Origin of the sequence: Pseudomonas monsensis, assembly GCF_014268495.2 — a bacterium.
In the GTDB taxonomy this organism is placed as follows: domain Bacteria; phylum Pseudomonadota; class Gammaproteobacteria; order Pseudomonadales; family Pseudomonadaceae; genus Aquipseudomonas; species Aquipseudomonas monsensis.
The window spans coordinates 4,573,939-4,594,575 of sequence record NZ_CP077087.1 but is presented as its reverse complement, the minus strand read 5'-3'; the positions used below and the strand labels follow the sequence as shown (position 1 = coordinate 4,594,575).

General features: G+C 63.0%; 8 protein-coding genes. 4 read left to right on the top strand and 4 right to left on the bottom strand.

The window, feature by feature from the left end; genetic code table 11:
• The first annotated feature begins 49 nt into the window (after nucleotides 1-49).
• Both HV782_RS20140 and HV782_RS20135 read left to right on the top strand, forming a co-directional pair.
• Nucleotides 50-13,048: a non-ribosomal peptide synthetase gene (locus tag HV782_RS20140; protein WP_186746413.1), complete on the top strand. Its 12,999-nt coding sequence runs from the start codon at nucleotides 50-52 to the stop codon at nucleotides 13,046-13,048.
• Between the two features lie 217 nt (nucleotides 13,049-13,265).
• Nucleotides 13,266-14,090, top strand: a complete 825-nt coding sequence (locus HV782_RS20135) for an alpha/beta fold hydrolase (RefSeq protein ID WP_123466436.1) — start codon at nucleotides 13,266-13,268, stop codon at nucleotides 14,088-14,090.
• A gap of 99 nt (nucleotides 14,091-14,189) precedes the next feature.
• Here HV782_RS20135 and dsbG read toward each other — a convergent pair whose 3' ends face one another.
• The 4 genes from dsbG to HV782_RS20115 all read right to left on the bottom strand — a co-directional run bounded on the left by dsbG (nucleotide 14,190) and on the right by HV782_RS20115 (nucleotide 18,346).
• Nucleotides 14,190-14,960 carry a thiol:disulfide interchange protein DsbG gene (gene dsbG / locus HV782_RS20130; RefSeq protein WP_123466433.1) on the bottom strand — a complete coding sequence of 257 codons (771 nt, stop codon included), beginning with the start codon at nucleotides 14,958-14,960 and terminating at the stop codon, nucleotides 14,190-14,192.
• The gene (locus HV782_RS20125; RefSeq protein WP_186746411.1) at nucleotides 14,936-15,817 is read right to left on the bottom strand and encodes a TlpA disulfide reductase family protein; all 882 of its coding nucleotides are present in this window, start codon (nucleotides 15,815-15,817) and stop codon (nucleotides 14,936-14,938) included. The genes dsbG and HV782_RS20125 overlap by 25 nt, the downstream gene beginning before the upstream one ends.
• On the bottom strand, nucleotides 15,817-17,553 hold the full coding sequence (gene dsbD / locus HV782_RS20120; RefSeq protein ID WP_186746409.1) for a protein-disulfide reductase DsbD: 1,737 nt from the start codon (nucleotides 17,551-17,553) through the stop codon (nucleotides 15,817-15,819). Before dsbD ends, HV782_RS20125 begins: the two co-directional genes overlap by 1 nt.
• 82 nt (nucleotides 17,554-17,635) lie before the next feature.
• Nucleotides 17,636-18,346 (bottom strand): hypothetical protein, encoded by a 711-nt coding sequence (locus tag HV782_RS20115; RefSeq protein WP_186746406.1) that lies wholly within the window; start codon nucleotides 18,344-18,346, stop codon nucleotides 17,636-17,638.
• 253 nt (nucleotides 18,347-18,599) lie between these two features.
• Here HV782_RS20115 and HV782_RS20110 point away from each other — a divergent pair, with 253 nt between their 5' ends.
• Together HV782_RS20110 and HV782_RS20105 are read left to right on the top strand one after the other, a co-directional pair.
• On the top strand, nucleotides 18,600-19,280 hold the full coding sequence (locus HV782_RS20110) for a response regulator (protein WP_007908710.1): 681 nt from the start codon (nucleotides 18,600-18,602) through the stop codon (nucleotides 19,278-19,280).
• Nucleotides 19,280-20,602, top strand: a complete 1,323-nt coding sequence (locus HV782_RS20105) for an ATP-binding protein (protein WP_186746404.1) — start codon at nucleotides 19,280-19,282, stop codon at nucleotides 20,600-20,602. Before HV782_RS20110 ends, HV782_RS20105 begins: the two co-directional genes overlap by 1 nt.
• Nucleotides 20,603-20,637 lie beyond the last annotated feature (35 nt).

Genomic DNA, 20,637 nt, shown 5'->3' with positions numbered 1-20,637 from the left:
ACGCAGCAACCCGATTCCACTAGCAAGCCGACTTCAGGCAGGAAACCTCATGACCGACGCGTTCGAACTCCCCAGCACCCTGGTCCAAGCCCTCCAGCGCCGCGCGGCCCTGACGCCGGATCAACTGGCCTTGCGTTTTCTCGCTGAAAACCCAGAGCAGGCTGTGGTACTCAGCTATCGCGAACTCGATCAGCGCGCCCGCAGCATCGCGGCCGCGCTCCAGGCTGAAGCCGAATTCGGCGATCGCGCGGTGCTGCTGTTCCCCAGCGGCCCGGACTACGTTGCGGCGTTCTTTGGTTGCCTGTACGCCGGAGTGATTGCGGTCCCGGCCTATCCGCCGGAGTCGACGCGTCGCCACCATCAAGAGCGTCTGCTGTCGATCATTGCCGACGCCGAGCCGCGTTTGCTGCTGACCAGCGCCGACCTGCGCGATGCCTTGCAGCAGATCGACGGCGCGCCGCCGCTGTTGTGCGTCGACACCCTCGACAGCGCACTGGCCGAGCGTTGGGTTGAACCGACGCTGCCGCCAGAGCACATCGCTTTCCTGCAGTACACCTCCGGTTCCACCGCGCTGCCCAAAGGCGTGCAGGTCAGCCACGGCAATCTGGTTGCCAACGAATTGCTGATTCGCCACGGCTTCGGCATCGACGTGAACCCCGACGATGTGATCGTCAGCTGGTTGCCGCTGTACCACGATATGGGCCTGATCGGCGGTCTGCTCCAGCCGATTTTCAGCGGTGTGCCGTGCATTCTGATGTCGCCGGCGTACTTCCTCGGCCGACCATTGCGCTGGCTCGAAGCGATCAGCCAATACGGCGGCACCATCAGCGGCGGACCGGATTTCGCTTACCGCTTGTGCAGCGAACGGGTCAGCGAATCGGCACTGGAGCGGCTCGACCTGAGCCGCTGGCGCGTGGCCTATTCCGGCTCGGAACCGATCCGTCTCGACACCCTTGAACGCTTCGCCGAGAAGTTCACCGCGTGTGGCTTCAGCGAAGACAGTTTCATGGCTTCTTACGGTTTGGCCGAAGCGACGCTGTTCGTGGCCGGTACTGCGCGTGGCACCGGCATTCCGGCGCTGCGCGTGGACGATCAGGCATTGGCGCAAAACCGCGCCGAGCCGGGCGACGGCAGCCCGATCATGAGTTGCGGCATCAGTCAGCCAGAGCACGCGGTGCTGATCGCCGACCCGGTCACGCTACAGGAGCTGGCTGACAACGCCGTCGGCGAAGTCTGGGCTGCGGGCCCGAGCATCGCCCGCGGTTACTGGCGCAACCCCGAAGCCAGCGCCAGGACTTTCGTCCAGCACGCCGGCCAGACCTGGCTGCGCACCGGCGATCTGGGCTTCGTTCGCGATGGTGAACTGTTCATCACCGGGCGTCTGAAAGACATGCTCATCGTGCGCGGTCACAACCTGTATCCGCAGGACATCGAGCAAACCATCGAGCGCGAAGTCGAGGTGGTGCGCAAGGGCCGGGTCGCGGCATTTGCGGTTTCTCAGGACGGCGAGGAAGGCATCGGCATCGCCGCGGAAATCAGCCGCAGCGTGCAGAAAATTCTCCCGCCCGAAGCGCTGATCAAAGCCATTCGCCAAGCGGTGGCCGAGGCTTATCAGGAAGCGCCGAGCGTGGTGGTGCTGCTCAATCCGGGCGCCTTGCCGAAGACCTCCAGCGGCAAGCTGCAACGTTCCGCCTGCCGCAATCGTCTGGCCGACGGCAGCCTCGACAGCTATGCGCTGTTCCCGTCCGCGCACGCCTCCAGCGTCGAATCAGCCGTGCAAACCAACGAACTCGAAGCCCTGATCGGCAGGATCTGGGCCGAGCAGCTCAACGTGCAACAGGTCAACGCCGACGACCACTTTTTCCTGCTCGGCGGTAATTCCATCGCCGCCACGCAAGTGATTGCCCGGGTGCGTGAAGCGCTGTCGCTGGAGCTGAATCTGCGCTTGCTGTTCGAGGCGCCGACCCTGTGCGCATTTGCCGCCGCCGTGGCGCAACAGCAACAGGACGGCGGCAGCGCTCAAGGGCAAATCAACACGCTCTCGCGCAGCGAGCCAATCGCGCAATCCCTGGCACAAAACCGTCTGTGGATCACTTGGCAGCTCGACCCGCACAGCAGCGCCTACAACATTCCCGGTGCCCTGCGTCTGCGCGGCGAACTGGACCAGGACGCCGTGCGCGCCAGCTTCCAGCAACTGATCGAACGCCACGAATCGCTGCGCACGCGCTTTTTCGAACGCGACGGCGTGGCCCTGCAACAGGTCGAGGCGGCGACTGAATTCAATCTGCAATTGATCGACATCAGCGACCTGCCAGCCCACGAGCGTGAAGCCCGCGCGCAACAGATCCGTGAAGACGCAGCGCGCACCCGGTTCGACCTGGAAAAAGGCCCGCTGCTGTGGGTGACGCTGGTGCGGCTCGGCGACGAAGATCATCAACTGCTGGTGACGCTGCACCACATCATCGCCGACGGCTGGTCGCTGAACCTGCTGATCGACGAGTTCTCGCGCCTGTACGCTGCTGCCACCCAAGGCCAGCGCGCCGACCTTGCGCCGCTGCCGACCCAATACGCCGACTACGGCAACTGGCAGCGCCAATGGCTGGCGCAAGGCGAGGGCGAGCGACAACTGGCGTACTGGAAAGCACAACTGGGCGACGAACAACCGGTGCTGGAACTGGCCACCGATCATCCTCGCTCGGCCAGACAATTGCACAGCGCCGCCCGCCACAGCGTGCGCCTCGGCGTCAGCCTCAGCGATGCGATCAAACAGACCGCCCAGGCCCACCAATCGACGCCGTTCATGCTGTTGCTCGCGGCCTTGCAGAGCCTGCTGCACCGCTACAGCGGTCAGCGCGACATTCGCATCGGCGTGCCCAATGCCAACCGTCCGCGCCTGGAAACCCAAGGCCTGATCGGCTTCTTCATCAACACCCAGGTGCTGCGTGCCGAGGTCGATTCGCACCTGTCGTTTGTCGAGTTACTGACGCAGACCCGCGAGGCCACGCTCGGCGCTCAAGCCCATCAGGACTTGCCGTTCGAACAACTGCTCGAAGCCTTCCCGCAGGCTCGCGAACACGGCCTGTTCCAGGTGATGTTCAACCACCAGCAACGCGATCTCGGCGCGCTGAAACGCTTGCCGGGGCTGCTCGCCGAAGAATTGCCGTGGCACAGCCGCGAGGCCAAGTTCGACCTGCAACTGCACAGCGAAGAGGATCGCAACGGGCGCCTGACTTTGTCCTTCGACTACGCCGACGAGTTGTTCGAAGCGGCGACCATCGAGCGTCTGGCCGAACACTTCAGCAACCTGCTGCGCGCCGTCTGCGAGCAGCCGCAACAGGCGATCGGCGACCTGCAATTGCTCACGCCGTGCGAGCACGAACAGCAACAGGCATGGAGCGTCGCGCCATGCTCCCCGGCGCCACAATGGCTGCCGGAGCGGCTCAACGATCAGGCGCGGCAGACCCCGGAACGCACTGCGCTGGTGTGGGACGGCGGCAGTCTCGATTTCGCCGAATTGCACGCCCAGGCCAACCGCCTCGCGCATTACCTGCGCGACAAAGGGGTCGGCCCGGACGTATGTGTGGCGATTGCTGCCGAGCGTTCACCGCAACTGCTGATCGGCCTGCTGGCGATTCTCAAGGCCGGCGGTGCCTATGTCCCGCTGGACCCGGATTACCCGGCCGAGCGTCTGGCCTACATGCTCAGCGACAGCGGTGTCGAACTGCTGCTGACCCAGACCGCATTGCTCGACCGTCTGCCGGCCCGCGACGGCGTCAGTGTGATCGCGATGGACGCGCTGCACCTGGAAAACTGGCCGAGTCAGGCGCCGGGTCTGCACCTGCACGGCGACAACCTCGCCTACGTGATTTATACCTCGGGTTCCACCGGCCAACCGAAGGGCGTCGGCAACACTCACGCCGCCTTGGCCGAACGTCTGCAATGGATGCAAAGCACCTACGGCCTCGATGAAACCGACGTGCTGATGCAAAAGGCCCCGATCAGTTTCGACGTGTCGGTGTGGGAGTGCTTCTGGCCGCTGATCACCGGCGCGCGGCTGTTGATTGCCGCGCCGGGCGAGCACCGCGATCCGCATCGCATCGCCCAACTGGTTCAGCAATATGGCGTGACGACGTTGCACTTCGTGCCGCCGCTGCTTTCGCTGTTCATCGACGAACCGCTCAGCGCCGAATGCACCAGCCTGCGTCGGCTGTTCTCCGGTGGTGAAGCGCTGCCGCCAGAACTGCGCAACCGCGTGTTGGCGCAACTGCCGGCGGTGCAATTGCACAACCGTTATGGCCCGACCGAAACCGCGATCAATGTCACCCACTGGCACTGCACAGCGGCTGATGGCGAGCGTTCGCCGATCGGCCGGCCGTTGGGCAACGTGATCTGCCGCGTACTCGACGCCGATCTCAATCCGGTGCCGGCCGGGGTGCCGGGTGAACTGTGCATCAGCGGCATCGGTCTCGCTCGCGGTTACCTTGGTCGCCCGGCGCTGACTGCCGAGCGTTTCGTGGTCGATCCGCTGGGTGAGCAGGGCGCGCGTTTGTACCGCACCGGTGACCGCGCACGGTGGACCTCGGACGGTGTGATCGAATACCTCGGTCGTCTCGATCAGCAGGTCAAACTGCGTGGCTTCCGTGTCGAGCCGGAAGAAATCGAAGCGCGCCTGCTGGCTCAGGAAGGCGTTGCCCAAGCCGTGGTGCTGGTGCGTGAAACCGCTGCCGGCGCGCAACTGATCGGCTATTTCACTGCCGCCGATGGCAGCGAAGATCAGGACGCACTGATCGCCCGTCTGAACACCGCATTGGCCGCCGAGCTGCCGGAATACATGGTTCCGGCGCAACTGATGCGTCTCGAACAAATGCCCCTGAGCCCCAGCGGCAAACTCGACCGTCGCGCCTTGCCCGAGCCGCAGTGGCAAGTCCGCGAGCATGTCGAGCCGGTCACTGAGCTGGAACAACAGATCGCCGCGATCTGGCGCGAAGTACTGGGGCTGGCGCAAGTCGGTCTGCGCGACGACTTTTTCGCCCTCGGCGGGCACTCGCTGCTGGCCACGCAAATCATCTCGCGCAGCCGTCAGGCCTGTGACGTCGAGTTGCCGCTGCGCGCCTTGTTCGAACACAGCGAACTTGGCGATTTTGCCGAGCAGATCCGCCTGATCCAGGCCAGCGGCAAGACCAACCAGCAGCCACCGATTGCAAAAGTCGACCGCAGCCAACCGGTGCCGCTGTCCTATTCGCAACAGCGCATGTGGTTCCTCTGGCAGATGGAACCGGACAGCCCGGCGTACAACGTTGGCGGCATGGCGCGCCTGCGTGGCGTGTTGCATGTCGAGCGTTTCGAGGCGGCGTTGCAGGCATTGATCCTGCGCCACGAAACCCTGCGCACCACCTTCCCGAGCATCGACGGCGTGGCCCGGCAGCAGGTGCATGCCGAGACGGGCGTACGCATGGGCTGGAAGGATTTTTCGAAACTGCCGGCTGACCAGCGTGAGCAGAAGGTGCAGCAACTGGCCGATGCCGAAGCGCACCTGCCGTTCGATCTGGAAACCGGGCCGCTGTTGCGCGCCTGTCTGGTGAAGACCGCCGAACATGAGCACTACTTTGTCCTGACCCTGCACCACATCGTCACCGAAGGCTGGGCGATGGACATCTTCGCCCGCGAACTCAGCGCGTTGTATGAAGCGTTCGTCGATGACCGCGACTCGCCGCTGGAGCCGTTGCCGGTGCAGTACCTTGATTACAGCGTCTGGCAGCGCAACTGGCTGGAGTCCGGTGAACGTCAGCGCCAACTCGACTACTGGACCGCGCAACTCGGACGCGAACATCCGCTGCTGGAGCTGCCCGGCGACCGTCCGCGTCCGCCGGTGCAAAGCCACCAGGGCGAACTGTTCCGTTTCGACCTCAGTGATGATCTCGCTGCCCGTGTCCGTGCCTTCAATGCGCAAAACGGTCTGACCCTGTTCATGACCATGACCGCCGCGCTCGCCACCTTGCTCTACCGCTACAGTGGCCAGACCGACCTGCGCATCGGTGCGCCGGTGGCCAACCGTATCCGCCCGGAAAGCGAAGGGCTGATCGGCGCGTTCCTCAACACCCAGGTGCTGCGTTGCCAGCTCGACGGCCAGATGTCGGTGGGTGAGTTGTTCGAGCAGGTGCGCCATACCGTGATCGAGGGCCAGTCGCACCAGGACCTGCCGTTCGATCATCTGGTCGAAGCCCAGCAGCCACCGCGCAGCGCCGCGTACAACCCGCTGTTCCAGGTCATGTGCAATGTGCAGCGCTGGGAGTTCCAGCAAAGCCGCCTGCTCGCCGGGATGACCGTCGAGTACCTGGCCAACGATGCGCGGGCGACCAAGTTCGACCTCAACCTTGAAGTCACCGACCTCGACCATCGCCTCGGTTGCTGCCTGACCTACAGCACTGATCTGTTCGATGAACCGACCATTGCACGCATGGCCTGCCATTGGCGCAATCTGCTCGAAGCGCTGATCAGCGATCCGCACCAACGCCTCAGCGAGTTGCCGCTGCTGGCGGCGCCAGAACAACAGCAACTGATCGACAGCCTCGGTGCGGAGCCGGGCGAACATCGCCTCGATCAGTGCATCCATCACCTGTTCGCCGAGCAGGCGCTGGCCCGTAAAGACGCGCCGGCCCTGACGTTCGCCGGGCAGACCCTGAGCTACGCCGAACTCGACGCCCGCGCCAATCGCCTGGCCTGGGCCCTGCGTGAACGCGGCGTCGGTCCGCAAGTGCGGGTCGGTCTGGCGCTGGAGCGCTCGCTGGAAATGGTTGTCGGCCTGCTGGCGATTCTCAAGGCCGGCGGCGCGTACGTGCCGCTGGACCCGGAATATCCGCTCGACCGTTTGCACTACATGATCGAAGACAGCCGCATTGGTCTGCTGCTCAGCGATCGGGCAATGTTCAATGCTCTTGGTGATCTGCCGCCGAGCGTGGCGCGCTGGAGCCTGGAAGAAGACAGTCCGGCACTGGCCGGCTACCCGGCCACCGAGCTGCCGTTGATCAGCTTGCCGCAGCATCAGGCGTACCTGATTTACACCTCCGGTTCGACCGGTAAACCGAAGGGTGTGGTGGTTTCTCACGGCGAAATCGCCATGCACTGCCAGGCCGTGATCACGCGTTTCGGCATGCGCCCGGACGACTGCGAACTGCACTTCTATTCGATCAACTTCGACGCCGCCACCGAGCGGCTGCTGGTGCCGCTGCTCAGCGGCGCGCAAGTGGTGCTGCGGGCGCAAGGGCAGTGGGATGCCGAAGAAATCTGCGGTTTGATCCGCCGCCACAAGATCAACGTACTCGGTTTCACCCCGAGCTACGGCAGCCAGTTGGCGCAGTTCCTCGCCACGCAAAATCAAACGCTGCCGGTGCGGATGATCATCACCGGCGGCGAAGCGCTGACCGGTGAACACCTGCAGCGGATTCGCGCTGCGTTCAAACCGAGCCTGTTTTTCAACGCCTACGGCCCGACCGAAACCGTGGTCATGCCACTCGCCAGTCTGGCCCCGGAAGTGCTGGAAGAAGGCGCCGGCAGCGTGCCGATCGGCAGCGTGATCGGCGACCGCCTGGCGTACATCCTCGACGCCGATCTGGCGCTGGTGCCGCAAGGCGCGACCGGTGAGTTGTTCGTCGGCGGCGCCGGTCTGGCGCAGGGTTATCACGACCGCCCGGGCATCACGGCCGAGCGTTTTGTCGCCGACCCGTTTGCCGCGAATGGCGGGCGCATGTACCGCACCGGCGACCTGGTGCGCCAGCGTGCCGATGGCTTGGTGGAGTATCTGGGGCGGATCGACCATCAGGTGAAAATTCGTGGTTTCCGCATCGAACTGGGCGAGATCGAAACCCGCCTGCTTGATCACGCTTCGATCCGTGAAGCGGTGGTGCTGGCGCTGGATGCGCCGAGCGGCAAACAACTGGTTGCCTATCTGGTCAGCGAAGTCGCCGAGCAAGGTGAAGTACAACAGGCCGAACTGCGCGACGCATTGAAGGCGCACCTCAAAGCGCAACTGCCGGACTACATGGTGCCGACGCACCTGATCCTGCTGGCGCGCATGCCACTCACCGCCAACGGCAAACTCGACCGCCGCGCCTTGCCGGCGCCGGACCCTGAGCTCAATCGTCAGGACTACGTCGCCCCGAGCAACGAGCTGGAACAGGCCCTGGCGCAGATCTGGTGCGAAGTGCTCAACGTCAAGCAGGTCGGCCTCAACGACAACTTCTTCGAACTCGGTGGCGACTCGATTCTGTCGATTCAAGTGGTCAGTCGGGCGCGGCAGCAAGGCATCCATTTCAGCCCGCGGGACCTGTTCCAGCATCAGACCGTGCAGACCCTCGCCGGGGTCGCCAGCCGCAGCGAGCAAGTGACTGCCGAACAGGGGCTGGTCAGCGGTGACTCGGCGCTGACGCCGATCCAGCACTGGTTCTTCGACACTGAAATCCCGGAGCGTCAGCACTGGAACCAGGCCTTGCTGCTGGAGCCGAGCGTGGCGCTGGAACCGCAGCGTCTGGAGCAGGCGCTGCTGGCGGTGATCGAGCAGCACGACGCCTTGCGTCTGCGCTTCACCCAGGCCAACGATCAGTGGCAGGCCACGCATCAACCGGTGTCCGATGCCAATGTGTTGTGGCAGGTGCGGGTGCCCGCGATGGAGCAGTGCCAAGCGTTGTACGCCGATGCCCAGCGCAGCCTCGAACTGCAACACGGCCCGCTGTTGCGCGCGTTGCTGGTCGATGGACCCGAAGGTCAGCAACGGCTGTTCATCGCGATCCATCACTTGGTGGTCGACGGTGTCTCGTGGCGCGTGCTGCTCGACGATCTGCAAACCGTGTATCGCCAACTCGACGCCGAACAAGCGGTGAAGCTGCCGGCGAAAACCAGTGCCTTCAAGGACTGGACGGCACGCTTGCAGGCCTACGCCGGCAGCGAATCCCTGCGCGAAGAACTGAACTGGTGGCAGACGCAACTGGCCGGGCCGAGCGCCGACCTGCCATGCGAAAACCCGCAGGGTGGACGGCAGAACCGGCATGCGCAAACCGTCAGCGTGCACCTCGATGCCGAGCGTACTCAACAATTGCTGCAACAGGCGCCGCGTGCCTATCGCACGCAGGTCAACGACCTGTTGCTGACTGCGCTGGCCCGCGTCTTGTGCCGCTGGAGCGGGCAGCCGTCGGCGCTGATTCAGCTCGAAGGCCACGGCCGCGAAACCCTGTTCGACGAGATCGACCTGACCCGCACCGTCGGCTGGTTCACCAGCGCCTATCCATTACGCCTGACCCCGCACAACATTGAAGAAGCGGCCGGGCAGGGCGCTTCGATCAAGGCGATCAAGGAGCAACTGCGCGCGGTGCCGCACAAAGGCCTGGGCTATGGCGTCCTGCGTTATCTGGCCGATGACCTCAGTCAGCGCAGCATGGCGGCGTTGCCCAACGCACCGGTCACCTTCAACTACCTCGGCCAGTTCGACCAGAGTTTTGGCAGCGATGCGCTGTTCCGTCCTCTCGATGAACCGGTCGGCGCCGCCCACGATCCGCAGGCGCCGCTGCCCAACGAGTTGAGCATCGACAGTCAGGTGTATGGCGGTGAACTGCTGCTGCGCTGGACCTTCAGCGCCGAGCGATATGACGCGCAGACCATCGTTGATCTGGCCGACGCCTACCTCGGCGAACTGCAAAGCCTGATCGCCCATTGCCTGCAAGACACGGCCGGCGGGTTGACGCCGTCGGACTTCCCGCTGGCGAAACTGACTCAGGCGCAACTCGATGCGTTGCCGGTGCCGGCGGCGCACATCGAAGACGTCTATCCGCTGACGCCGATGCAGGAAGGCATGCTCCTGCACACCTTGCTCGAACCGGGCACGGGCCTGTACTACATGCAGGATCGCTACCGCATCAACAGCGAACTCGATCCCGAGCGTTTTGCCCAGGCCTGGCAAGCGGTGGTCGCCCGTCACGAAGCGCTGCGTGCGTCGTTCTGCTGGAACGTCGGCGAAGACATGCTGCAAGTGATTCACTCCCCGGGGCGCACGCCGATTGAGTACCTGGACTGGAGCACCGTTGCCGAGGACGAGCAAGAACCGAAGCTGCAGGCGTTGCTCAAAAGCGAGCGCGAGACCGGTTTCGATCTGCTCAATCAGGCACCGTTCCACCTGCGCCTGATCAAGGTCGGCGCGGCGCGTTACTGGTTCATGATGAGCAACCACCACATCCTGATTGATGCCTGGTGCCGCTCGTTGCTGATGAACGATTTTTTCGAGATCTACACCGCCCTCGGTGAAGGTCGCGAAGCGCAATTGTCGGTGCCGCCGCGCTACCGCGATTACATCGGCTGGCTGCAACGCCAGAGCCTGGCCGAGGCGCGCCAGTGGTGGCAGCAGAACCTGCAAGGGTTCGAGCGCACCACGCCGATCCCGAGCGACCGGCCGTTCCTGCGTGAACATGCCGGCGAAAGCGGCGGCATGATCGTCGGCGACTGCTACACCCGCCTCAAGGTCGAGGACGGTGCACGTCTGCGTGAACTGGCCCAGGCCCATCAACTGACAGTGAACACCTTCGCTCAAGCGGCGTGGGCCTTGGTGCTGCGCCGCCTGAGCGGTGATCGTGACGTGCTGTTTGGTGTGACCGTGGCCGGGCGTCCGGTGGACATGCCGGAGATGCAACGCACCGTCGGCCTGTTTATCAACAGCATTGCCCTGCGGGTGAAAATGCCCGAGGACGATCAGCGCAGCAGCGTGCGCCAGTGGCTGAGCGCGCTGCTCGACAGCAACATGCAACTGCGCGAGTACGAATACCTGCCGCTGGTGAACATTCAGGAACAGAGCGAACTGCCGAAAGGCCAGCCGCTGTTCGACAGCCTGTTCGTGTTTGAAAACGCGCCGGTGGAAGTCTCGGTACTGGACCGTGCGCAGAGCCTCAACGCGACCTCGGATTCTGGCCGCACCCACACCAACTTCCCGTTGACGGCGGTGTGTTATCCGGGCGATGACCTTGGGTTGCATCTGTCGTATGACCAGCGCTACTTCGACGAGTCGACCATCGAGCGCATGCTCGGCGAGTTCAAGCGTCTGTTGCTGGCGCTGGTCGATGGCTTCCATGGCGACATGGCCGAACTGCCGTTGCTGGGCCGTGAGGAGCAGGACTTCCTGCTGCACGGTTGCAACCAGAGCGCACACGATTATCCACTGGAGCAGAGCTACGTGGCGCTGTTCGAAGCGCAGGTGGCGGCGCACCCGCAACGCATCGCTGCCACATGCCTGGATCAGCAACTGAGCTATGCCGAGCTGAACCATAACGCCAACCGCCTCGGCCATGCCCTGGTCGCAGCCGGGCTGCAGATGGATCAACCGGTGGCGTTGCTGGCCGAGCGTAACCTCGATCTGCTCGGGATGATCATCGGCAGCTTCAAGGCCGGTGGCGGTTACCTGCCGCTGGATCCCGGCCTGCCGGGCCAGCGCCTGCAACGCATCCTTGAGCTGAGCCGGGCGCCGGTGCTGGTGTGCAGTGCCGCCTGCCAGGCACAGGCGCAGGCCTTGCTGGATGAATTCAGCTGCGCCAACCGTCCGCGTCTGTTGGTCTGGGAAACGCTGCAAGCGCAGACGACATCGGTGGAAAACCCGGGTATTCACAGCGGCCCGGACAACCTCGCCTATGTGATCTACACCTCGGGCTCGACCGGCCTGCCGAAAGGCGTGATGGTCGAGCAGCGCGGCATGCTCAACAACCAGTTGAGCAAGCGTCCGTACCTCGATCTGAGCGACGCCGATGTGATCGCACAGACCGCTTCGCAAAGCTTCGACATTTCGGTCTGGCAGTTCCTCGCCGCGCCGCTGTTCGGCGCTCGGGTGGACATTGTGCCGAACACCATCGCCCACGATCCGCAGGGTTTGCTGGTGCACGTGCAGGCGCAGGGCATCACCGTGCTGGAGAGCGTGCCGTCGCTGATACAAGGCATGCTTGCCTCGGAGCGCCTGAGCCTCGACGGCCTGCGCTGGATGCTGCCGACTGGCGAAGCGATGCCGCCGGAACTGGCGCATCAGTGGCTGTTGCGTTATCCGCAGATCGGGCTGGTCAATGCTTACGGTCCGGCAGAATGTTCCGATGACGTGGCGTTTTTCCGCGTCGATCTGGCCTCGACCCGCGGCAGCTACTTGCCGATTGGTACGCCGACCGACAACAACCTGCTCTATCTGGTCGATGGCGCGCTGGAATTGGTGCCGTTGGGTGCGGTGGGGGAGTTGTGCGTGGCCGGTACTGGCGTCGGTCGCGGTTACGTCAGCGATCCGCTGCGCACCGCGCCGGTGTTCGTACCGAACCCGTTCGGCGCGCCGGGCGAGCGTCTGTACCGTACCGGTGACCTGGCGCGGCGCCGCAGTGACGGTGTGCTGGAATACGTCGGTCGGGTCGACCATCAGGTGAAGATTCGCGGTTACCGCATCGAACTGGGTGAAATCGAGGCGCGTCTGCACGAGCAACCGGAAGTCCGTGATGCGGCGGTCGGGGTGCAGGAAGGGGTCAACGGCAAGCACCTGGTCGGCTATCTGGTCGCGGCGGATTCGGCGCTCAATCCGAGCGAACGCCTGGAACGGATCAAGCAACGCCTGCGCAGCGAACTGCCGGAATACATGGTGCCGCTGCACTGGTTGTGGCTGGATCAGCTGCCGCATAACGCCAACGGCAAACTCGACCGCAAGGCCCTGCCGGCGCTGGAGATCGGCCAGTTGCAGAGCGCGGATTACCTGGCCCCGCGCAACGAGCTGGAGCAGACCTTGGCCGATATCTGGGCCGAGGTGCTGAAGGTCGACAAGGTCGGCGTGCGCGACAACTTCTTCGAGTTGGGCGGGCATTCGTTGCTGGCTACGCAGATCGCTTCGCGGGTGCAGAAAACCCTGCAACGCGATGTGCCGCTGCGGGCGATGTTCGAGTGCAGCACGGTGCAGGAACTGGCCGAGTACATCGAAGGCCTGGCGGCCAGTGACATCACCGAGGACAAGGTGGATCGGTTGAATGACCTGATGGCGGAGCTGGAAGGGTTGTAATCTGCGGCCCCATTGCTGGCAAGCCAGCGCCCACACTGATCGAACGTGTTCACAACATTTGTGTGCAGCGTAGAACCTGTGGGAGCTGGCTTGCCAGCGATGGCGTCAGTGAATTCAACACAAATAAACCGGCACATTCACGTACATTTCCCAGGTTGACGACAAACTACCGGCAGCTCAGGCTGCCGGTTCTCTTTTTCTACCGCGGGGGTGGTCGATGGCTTTTTTCACGGTTGACGGACAAGCGCTGCACTACATTGATCAAGGCACCGGCCCGGCCGTGTTGCTGGCGGGCAGTTATCTGTGGGACACCGCCATGTGGGCGCCGCAGATTGCTGCACTGTCGCCGCACTATCGGGTGATCGCCCTGGATCTTTGGGGCCACGGTGAGTCCGGCGCGTTGCCGCAAGGCACCACTTCGCTGGACGACATCGCCCGTCAGGTGCAGGCGTTGCTCGATCACCTGGAGATCGACCAGGTCACTCTGGTCGGGTTGTCGGTCGGAGGCATGTGGGGCGTACGCCTGGCATTGTCGGCGCCGCAACGGGTCAACGGCCTGGTGCTGATGGACACTTACGTCGGCGTCGAGCCAGAGCCTACCCGCCAGTACTATTTTTCGCTGTTCAAGCAGATCGAAGAGTCCGGCGAAATCTCTGACCTCTTGCTCGACATCGTCGTGCCGATCTTCTTCCGTCCGGGCATTGATCCGCAGTCGGCGCTTTACCAGGATTTCCGCGCGAAACTGGCGGCGTATTCGTCTGACCGTCTGCGCGACAGCATCGTGCCAATGGGGCGTATCACCTTCAGTCGGGATGATCTGTTGCCACGCCTGGGCGAGTTGAATGCGCAGGCCACGCTGGTGCTGTGCGGCGATCAGGACAAACCACGGCCACCGGCGGAAACGCAGGAAATGGCTGAGTTGATTGGTTGCCCGTGGGTGTTGGTGCCGGAGGCAGGGCATATCTCCAGTCTGGAGAATCCGGCGTTTGTGAACGAGGTGCTGTTCAGCTTCTTGAGCGAGCGCAACCGCCACACCGCGTAAACGTTCTTCGCGAGCAAGCCCGCTGCCACAGAGGATTTCAGTCCAGGGTGGCAGCGGGCTTGCTCGTGAAAGGGCCGCCAGGTTTCGAAAGGTCCGGAGCTATTTCGGGCCGAGAATCTTCGCCAGCTTGTCCGGCGAAGGCGCCCCTTGCTGTTGTTGCAGCTCACCCTTGTCGTCCATGTAGAAAATCGCCGGGGTCGCCTGCAAGTCCAGGTCCTCCATCAACTGCATGTTGGCCGCCAGTTTGGTCTGCACCGCCGCCGGAATGTCCTTCAAGGCCTTGAGCGAACTGGCTTTGCCAGCCTTCTCGTGATCCTCCAGCGCCTTGGCCGGATCCTTGGCTGCCAGCAGCGCGGCGGACTTGCCCGGGCTGTCTTCGCGAATGATCCCGACCATGATGTGCCGCAACTGCACTTTGCCGGCCTTGACCCAAGGGCGTGCCTGTTCCCAGAACATGTTGCAGTACGGGCAGTTCGGGTCGCTGAACAGGTACACCGTGCGCGGTGCATCCTTGTTGCCGTCCTGAATCCAGTTGCTAGCCTCGAACTTGGCCCAGACTTCCTTGGCCATCGGCGCATACACCAGTTTCTGCAACGGTTCGCTGCTCAGGTCTTTGCCGTCGGCGTCGTACAGGTTGCCGAGCAGCACGTGCTTGCCATCCGGGGTGAGGTAGAGCGCCATGCCACGGTTCTGGTATTGCGCCGCGTAACCACGCAAACCATCAGGCGCATCGAACTGGCCGACGATTTTTGCGCCTTTGGCCTCGATCTGCTTGATCGCGGCAGGCAGTTCTTCAGCAGCCTGCAGCGACGGCAAATGCAACAGGGCAGCGCCCATTGTCAGCGTCAGCAGGTGGCGGAGGCGGGGCATGGCAGTTTCCTTGCAGAGGTGGCCGGAGCAATGGCCGGGTTCGATTGGGAGTGTGGTGCATCGAAATTTTCCAGTGCGCGAGCCAGACTGGCATTGGACAACTCACCCAGGTGGCTGCTCAGCAGGCGACCGTCGGGGCTATAGAACAGGGTAGTCGGCAATGCCATGGAGCCCACGGCTTGGCCCACTTGGCCGCTGCGGTCGAACAACACATTGGTCAGGCTCAGGCCCTGGGTTTCGAGAAATGTCGCCACGCTTTGCATGCTCTCGCCCTGATTGACAAACAGGAAGGTCAGGTCAGGCCGTTGCAGTTGAGCATTTTCCAGGACCGGCATCTCGCGCCGGCACGGTGGACACCAGGTCGCCCACAGGTTGATCACCAGCGGACCGCCCTGATAATCGCTGAGCTTGATGGTTTCACCGGCTGCGTTACGCAGGGCGATGTCCGGCAGACGGGTGCCTTGTTCGTAAATGTTCAGTGACAGGGTCGCCAACAGCCAGAACAGCACACCACTGGCCACGCCAAAACCCAGCGGGCGCCGCAACCCCGGGCGCCGCCAGCCGCGATACAGCGCAACGAGCAGCAACACGATCACCCCCGGCCAGGCGAGGAAGCCGCCATCGCGCAGGTCGACGATCTGCCACGGGTCATTGCGATAATGCGACCAGTACACCGCCACGAACGCGATACGCGCCGCCAGCATGCCTAGCAGGAACAGACTGAACAGCGCCGACTCGGGGTTCTCGCCACCGCGTTTGGCCACCCGCCAGCCGACAAAGGTCGCCAGCGCCAAGGCACTGATCAGCAGCAGATGGTTCAGCGCGATGGCAAAGGTGCCGAGGGTGAAAGTCAGCATTAATGAGCGTCTCGGGTGGTGGTCCAGCGTTGCAGGAACGTCTCGGCATCGACTTCGCCGGTGATGCGCTGGCTGCGGCGCTCTTCACCGTCGGCGCCGATCCAGACGAAACTCGGTGGGCCCGGAACCTTGTAACGGCCAAGCAGTTCGCGGCTGGCCGCATTGTCAGCGGTGACATCCAGCCTGAGCAGACGCACGTCGCTCAGCGCCTGCATCACCTTGGCCTGGCCAAACACCTGCTTCTCCATGACTTTGCACGACACGCACCAGTCGGCGTAATAATCGAGCAGCACCCACTGGCCCTGGGCCGTGGCGGCATCCAGTTCGCGTTGCAGTGCTGCGGGGTCCTTGATCGTGGTGAACGCTTCATGACCGCTCGGTGCCGCGCTGGCCACACGGCCGGCGCTGTATACCTGCAAGGGTTGATACGGATCGTCGCCGCCGCCCGCCGCGCCGATCATCAGCAGGCTGCCCCACAGTCCCAACAACAACGAGATGGCGCCGAACACCTGCGCGACCCGGCCATACCCTTCCGATTGCTTCCAGGCGCAGAACGCGGCGATCAGCAGCAGCGCGCCGCACAGGCCCAGCCACAACGACGAATCCAGTACCGGGCGCAACATCAGCAACGCGGTGGCGAGGAACAGGAAACCGAAGATGCCCTTGAGCAGATTCATCCAGGCGCCGGGTTTGGGCAGGAAGCGATTGCCGACGGTCACCAGCAACAACAACGGCACACCGATGCCGATGCCCAGCGCAAACAGAATCAAGCCGCCGTGCAGCGCGTTACCGCTCTGGGCGATATACAACAGGGCTCCGGCCAGTGGTGCGGTCATGCATGGGCCGACCAGCAGACCGGACAAGGCGCCCAGCACACCGGCACCGATCAGGCTGCCACCGCTGCGGCTGCGCGAGGCGTGTTCGAGGCGATCGCGCAACGCCACCGGCAATTGCAGTTCAAAGAAGCCGAACATCGGCAGTGCCAGCACCACAAATACCGCAGCGAACGCCCCCAGCAGCCACGGGTTCTGCAACCAGGCCTGAAGGTTGGCGCCCAGCAGCGCGGCAATCACGCCCATGGCGGCGTACACCAGTGCCATGCAGATCACGTAACTGCTGGCGAGCGCAAAACCACGACGGGGTGTCGCGCCACTGCCGACGATCATGCCCGCCAGAATCGGCAACATCGGCAACGAGCACGGGGTAAACGCCAGCAACAGGCCAAGGCCGAAAAACACCAGCAGACTCCAGCCCAGCGCCCGCTGTTGCAGACTGCTGGCCAGGGCTTGATCCGGTGCTTCGTCGCTCGCCGTGGTGGCGGATGCCTTGCCGCCCAGATCAATGACCCGGGTTTGCGGCGGATAACACAGTCCGGCATCGGCACAGCCCTGGTAACTGACCTTGATCTGCCCGCTGGCCGTCGCCGGGATTTTCACTTCCAGGCCTTGGCGATACACCGGTTGTTCACCGAAAAACTCGTCGCTGTGGGACTCGCCCTCAGGCAGCGCTGGTTGTTGCGCCGCCGCCAGACCGTCGAATTTCAGGCGTTTCTGGTACAGGTAATAGCCGTCGGTGATCTGCCAGAACAACTGGGTTTCCCCAGACTCCAGACGTTCGGAGGTGAGCACGAAAGCCTTGTCGACCGGCAGAAACTCCGGTTTTGTATCAAATGGATTGTTTCCAGCCTGGGCCAGGCTGGACATCAGCAGAGCAAACAAAAGAAAAAAATGACGCATGGAGGAGCCTTGTCCCTGTGCAAGTGAGGTGCACAATGGGCGGTGGCGATTAACCGATGATTAACCGGCCGAGGCGCCCGGTTCAAGGCAGGCCGCAGAGCAAACCGGGCCAGCTGTCTTCATCCACATCGATAGGGCCGTATTCCACCCGATTGCGCTGCATGTTGTAGCAAATGTATTGGTTGTTGTTCAGGAAAATGTAGAAGTAACTGGCCGCGAACGTACGATCATTCTGCACCGCCGTGATGATCCTGTCCCGGTAAGGCTCAAGGCCCGGCCAGGATTCGGCGTTGATGCTCTCGTGCTGGATATCGCTGTTGGACAGGTTGATTGCGACGGTATGGCCGTCATTCATGAGAAACCGGAACACCTGGCTACTGGAACCGGTCATTTGCCACCAGGTACCGGCAACGATGCGCTCAAAGTAAGGGCGAAGTCGTGCCCAGACGGTATTTTCCAGAGGCTCCATGCTGCGGACCTTATCCAGGTCCTGATCGTATTTACACACCATCGGTCGGCCATTGTCGCTATAAAAAAGCCACAAGACATCGTCGTCGAAGCCACTTTGTGCGTCAGGAATGATTCCCGTGGTGGTGAATCCAAAACGCAGATTGCGTACGTGTCGATGAAATTCGCCCCAGTTATCGGCGTTGACTTCGGCGGGATATTCGGCGGGCACCCGGTTGGTGCCGATGTTGAAGCGTGAATAGGTATTGGAGTCCTTGAAAAAAAAGTAGATCCGGTCAGGCCCCGAGCGCCAATCCACGGCGACGACATTTTTTAAATGAGGCATTGTTCTTAAATCCGTTTAAGGGTTGTAGTAGCAGTCAGTTTCGACCGCAGGCTAAACCAGCACCAAACGGATAGACAGGCGCAAACTGTTTCAGTGTTGGTAATCAAACCGATGGCAAGTCTGACCTGGTCGAATTCCAGGTCACACAGCGAGCGGGTTACCGTGCGGCGCGCTTTCCGTCAGCCGACGCGGCGGCCATAATTGCCACTTAATCCTCGCCTGTTTGACTCGCCTTTTTATTCATGGAGCGCCCATGCACGTATTGGTTTGCGAAGACGACGAGTTGATCGCCAGCGGGATCGTTGCCGGTCTGACCGCTCAGGGCCTGACGGTCGAACACGTCAACACCGCGTCCAAGGCGCGGGCGATGCTCAAGGTCGCCGAATTTGACGTGATGGTGCTCGATCTCGGCCTGCCCGACGAAGATGGCCTCAAGTTATTGCAACAACTGCGTCAGAGTGGCCTGGAGATTCCGGTGCTGATTCTGACCGCGCGCGACTCGGTCACTGACCGGGTCGACGGTTTGCAGGCGGGGGCCGACGATTACCTGCTCAAGCCATTCGATCTGCGCGAACTGTTCGCGCGCCTGCAAACCCTGCTGCGGCGGGTGGCCGGGCGCAGTGTCAACCTGATCGAACACGGTGCGCTGACCTACGACCCGAGCAGTCGCGAGACCACTCTGGCCGGGCAACCGGTGGACTTGTCGCGGCGCGAGCAATCGCTGCTTCAAGCGTTGCTGCACAACCGTGGCCGGGTGCTGTCCACCGAGCAGTTGAAGGACAGCGTCTACGGCTTCAACGATGAACTGGAGAGCAATGCGCTGAACGTGCATATCCATCACCTGCGCAGCAAACTCGGCAAGGGCATCGTCGAAACGGTGCGCGGCCTCGGCTATCGCCTGGGCCCGGCCGACGGTGGAGATCAAGGCAAGTGATGAGTCTGCGACTGCGCCTGAGCCTGACCCTCGGCGCCGCGTTTGCGCTGATCTGGGCGCTGGCGGCGGCCTGGATGCTCAGCGATCTGCGCAATCAGATGATGTTTTCCCTCGATCAGCGGCTGGTGGCCTCCGCACGCATGGTCGCCGGGCTGCTGGAGCAATTGCCGGCCTTGCCGAGCAAGGGCGAGGGCACGCATTTCAGTGCCGAACAGTTGAACATTCCCGGCGGTATGGCGTGCCAGGTCAGTTCGTTGCGCGGGGAAATTCTCGCCCGCAGTCACAGCAGTCCCGAGCAGGCTCTGGAAGCCGAGAAAATGGGCTTTCACGATCAGATGATCGACGGTGCGCCGTGGCGCAGCTTTACCCTTGCCCGAGGCGATGTCCGCATCACCACAGCCGATCGGCAAATCGAACGCGAAGCGTTGAACATGTCGATTCTGCTGGCCGCTTCGGTGCCGGTGGGTGTGGCATTGCTCGGTTGTCTGTGCCTGCTGTGGCTGGGGATCAGACAGGGCCTGGCGCCGCTCAACCGACTGCGCGAAGCCTTGATGCGGCGTAATGCCGATTCGCTTGAACCGCTGCAATTGCAATCGTTTCCCAGTGAATTGAAACCGTTGCTCGACACCCAGAATCAACTGTTCCAGCGCATTGGCAAAACCATCGAGCGTGAACGCCGCCTCACCGGTGACGCCGCCCACGAACTACGCAGCCCGCTGACCGCAATCAAGACTCACCTGCAAGTGGCGCGCATGACCGAGGGCAGCGCCCGTGATCAGTCGCTGGCGCGGGCCGAGGAGGGCGCCGACCGCCTGCACCGCACCCTTGAGCAATTGCTGTTGCTGGCGCGGGTCGAGGGCAGTCTGTCGTTCGATGACGGCTCGCAGTGCAGCGCCGAGCAAGTCGCCAGGCTGGCGATTGCCGACGCCACCGGCGGTGAGCGCCTGCGGATCCAGTTGAAACTGCCGGCCGATCTGTCGACCGCTGCGCTGCAGATGCCGGCGGTGCTGTCGATTGCGGCGCTGCGCAACCTGCTCGACAACGCCCTGCGTCATACGCCGCAGGACTGTGCAGTCGAACTGAGCCTGGAAACCATCGGCAACCGCGTGCGCTTTGTCGTGCGCGACCATGGCCCGGGCATCCCCCCGGACGATTTGCAGCATTTGACCCAGCGCTTCTGGCGCAATGGTCAGAGCACCGGTTGCGGCCTCGGTCTGGCGATCGTTCAGGCAATCGTTCAGCGTTGCGACTGTGCGCTGCACTTCGACAGCCGCCCGGACGGTTTGCGCGTGGAGTTGACCATGCCGTTGCAAGCCGTCTGAGTTCACCCCGTCAGCTCTGTGTATTGGCACATCAA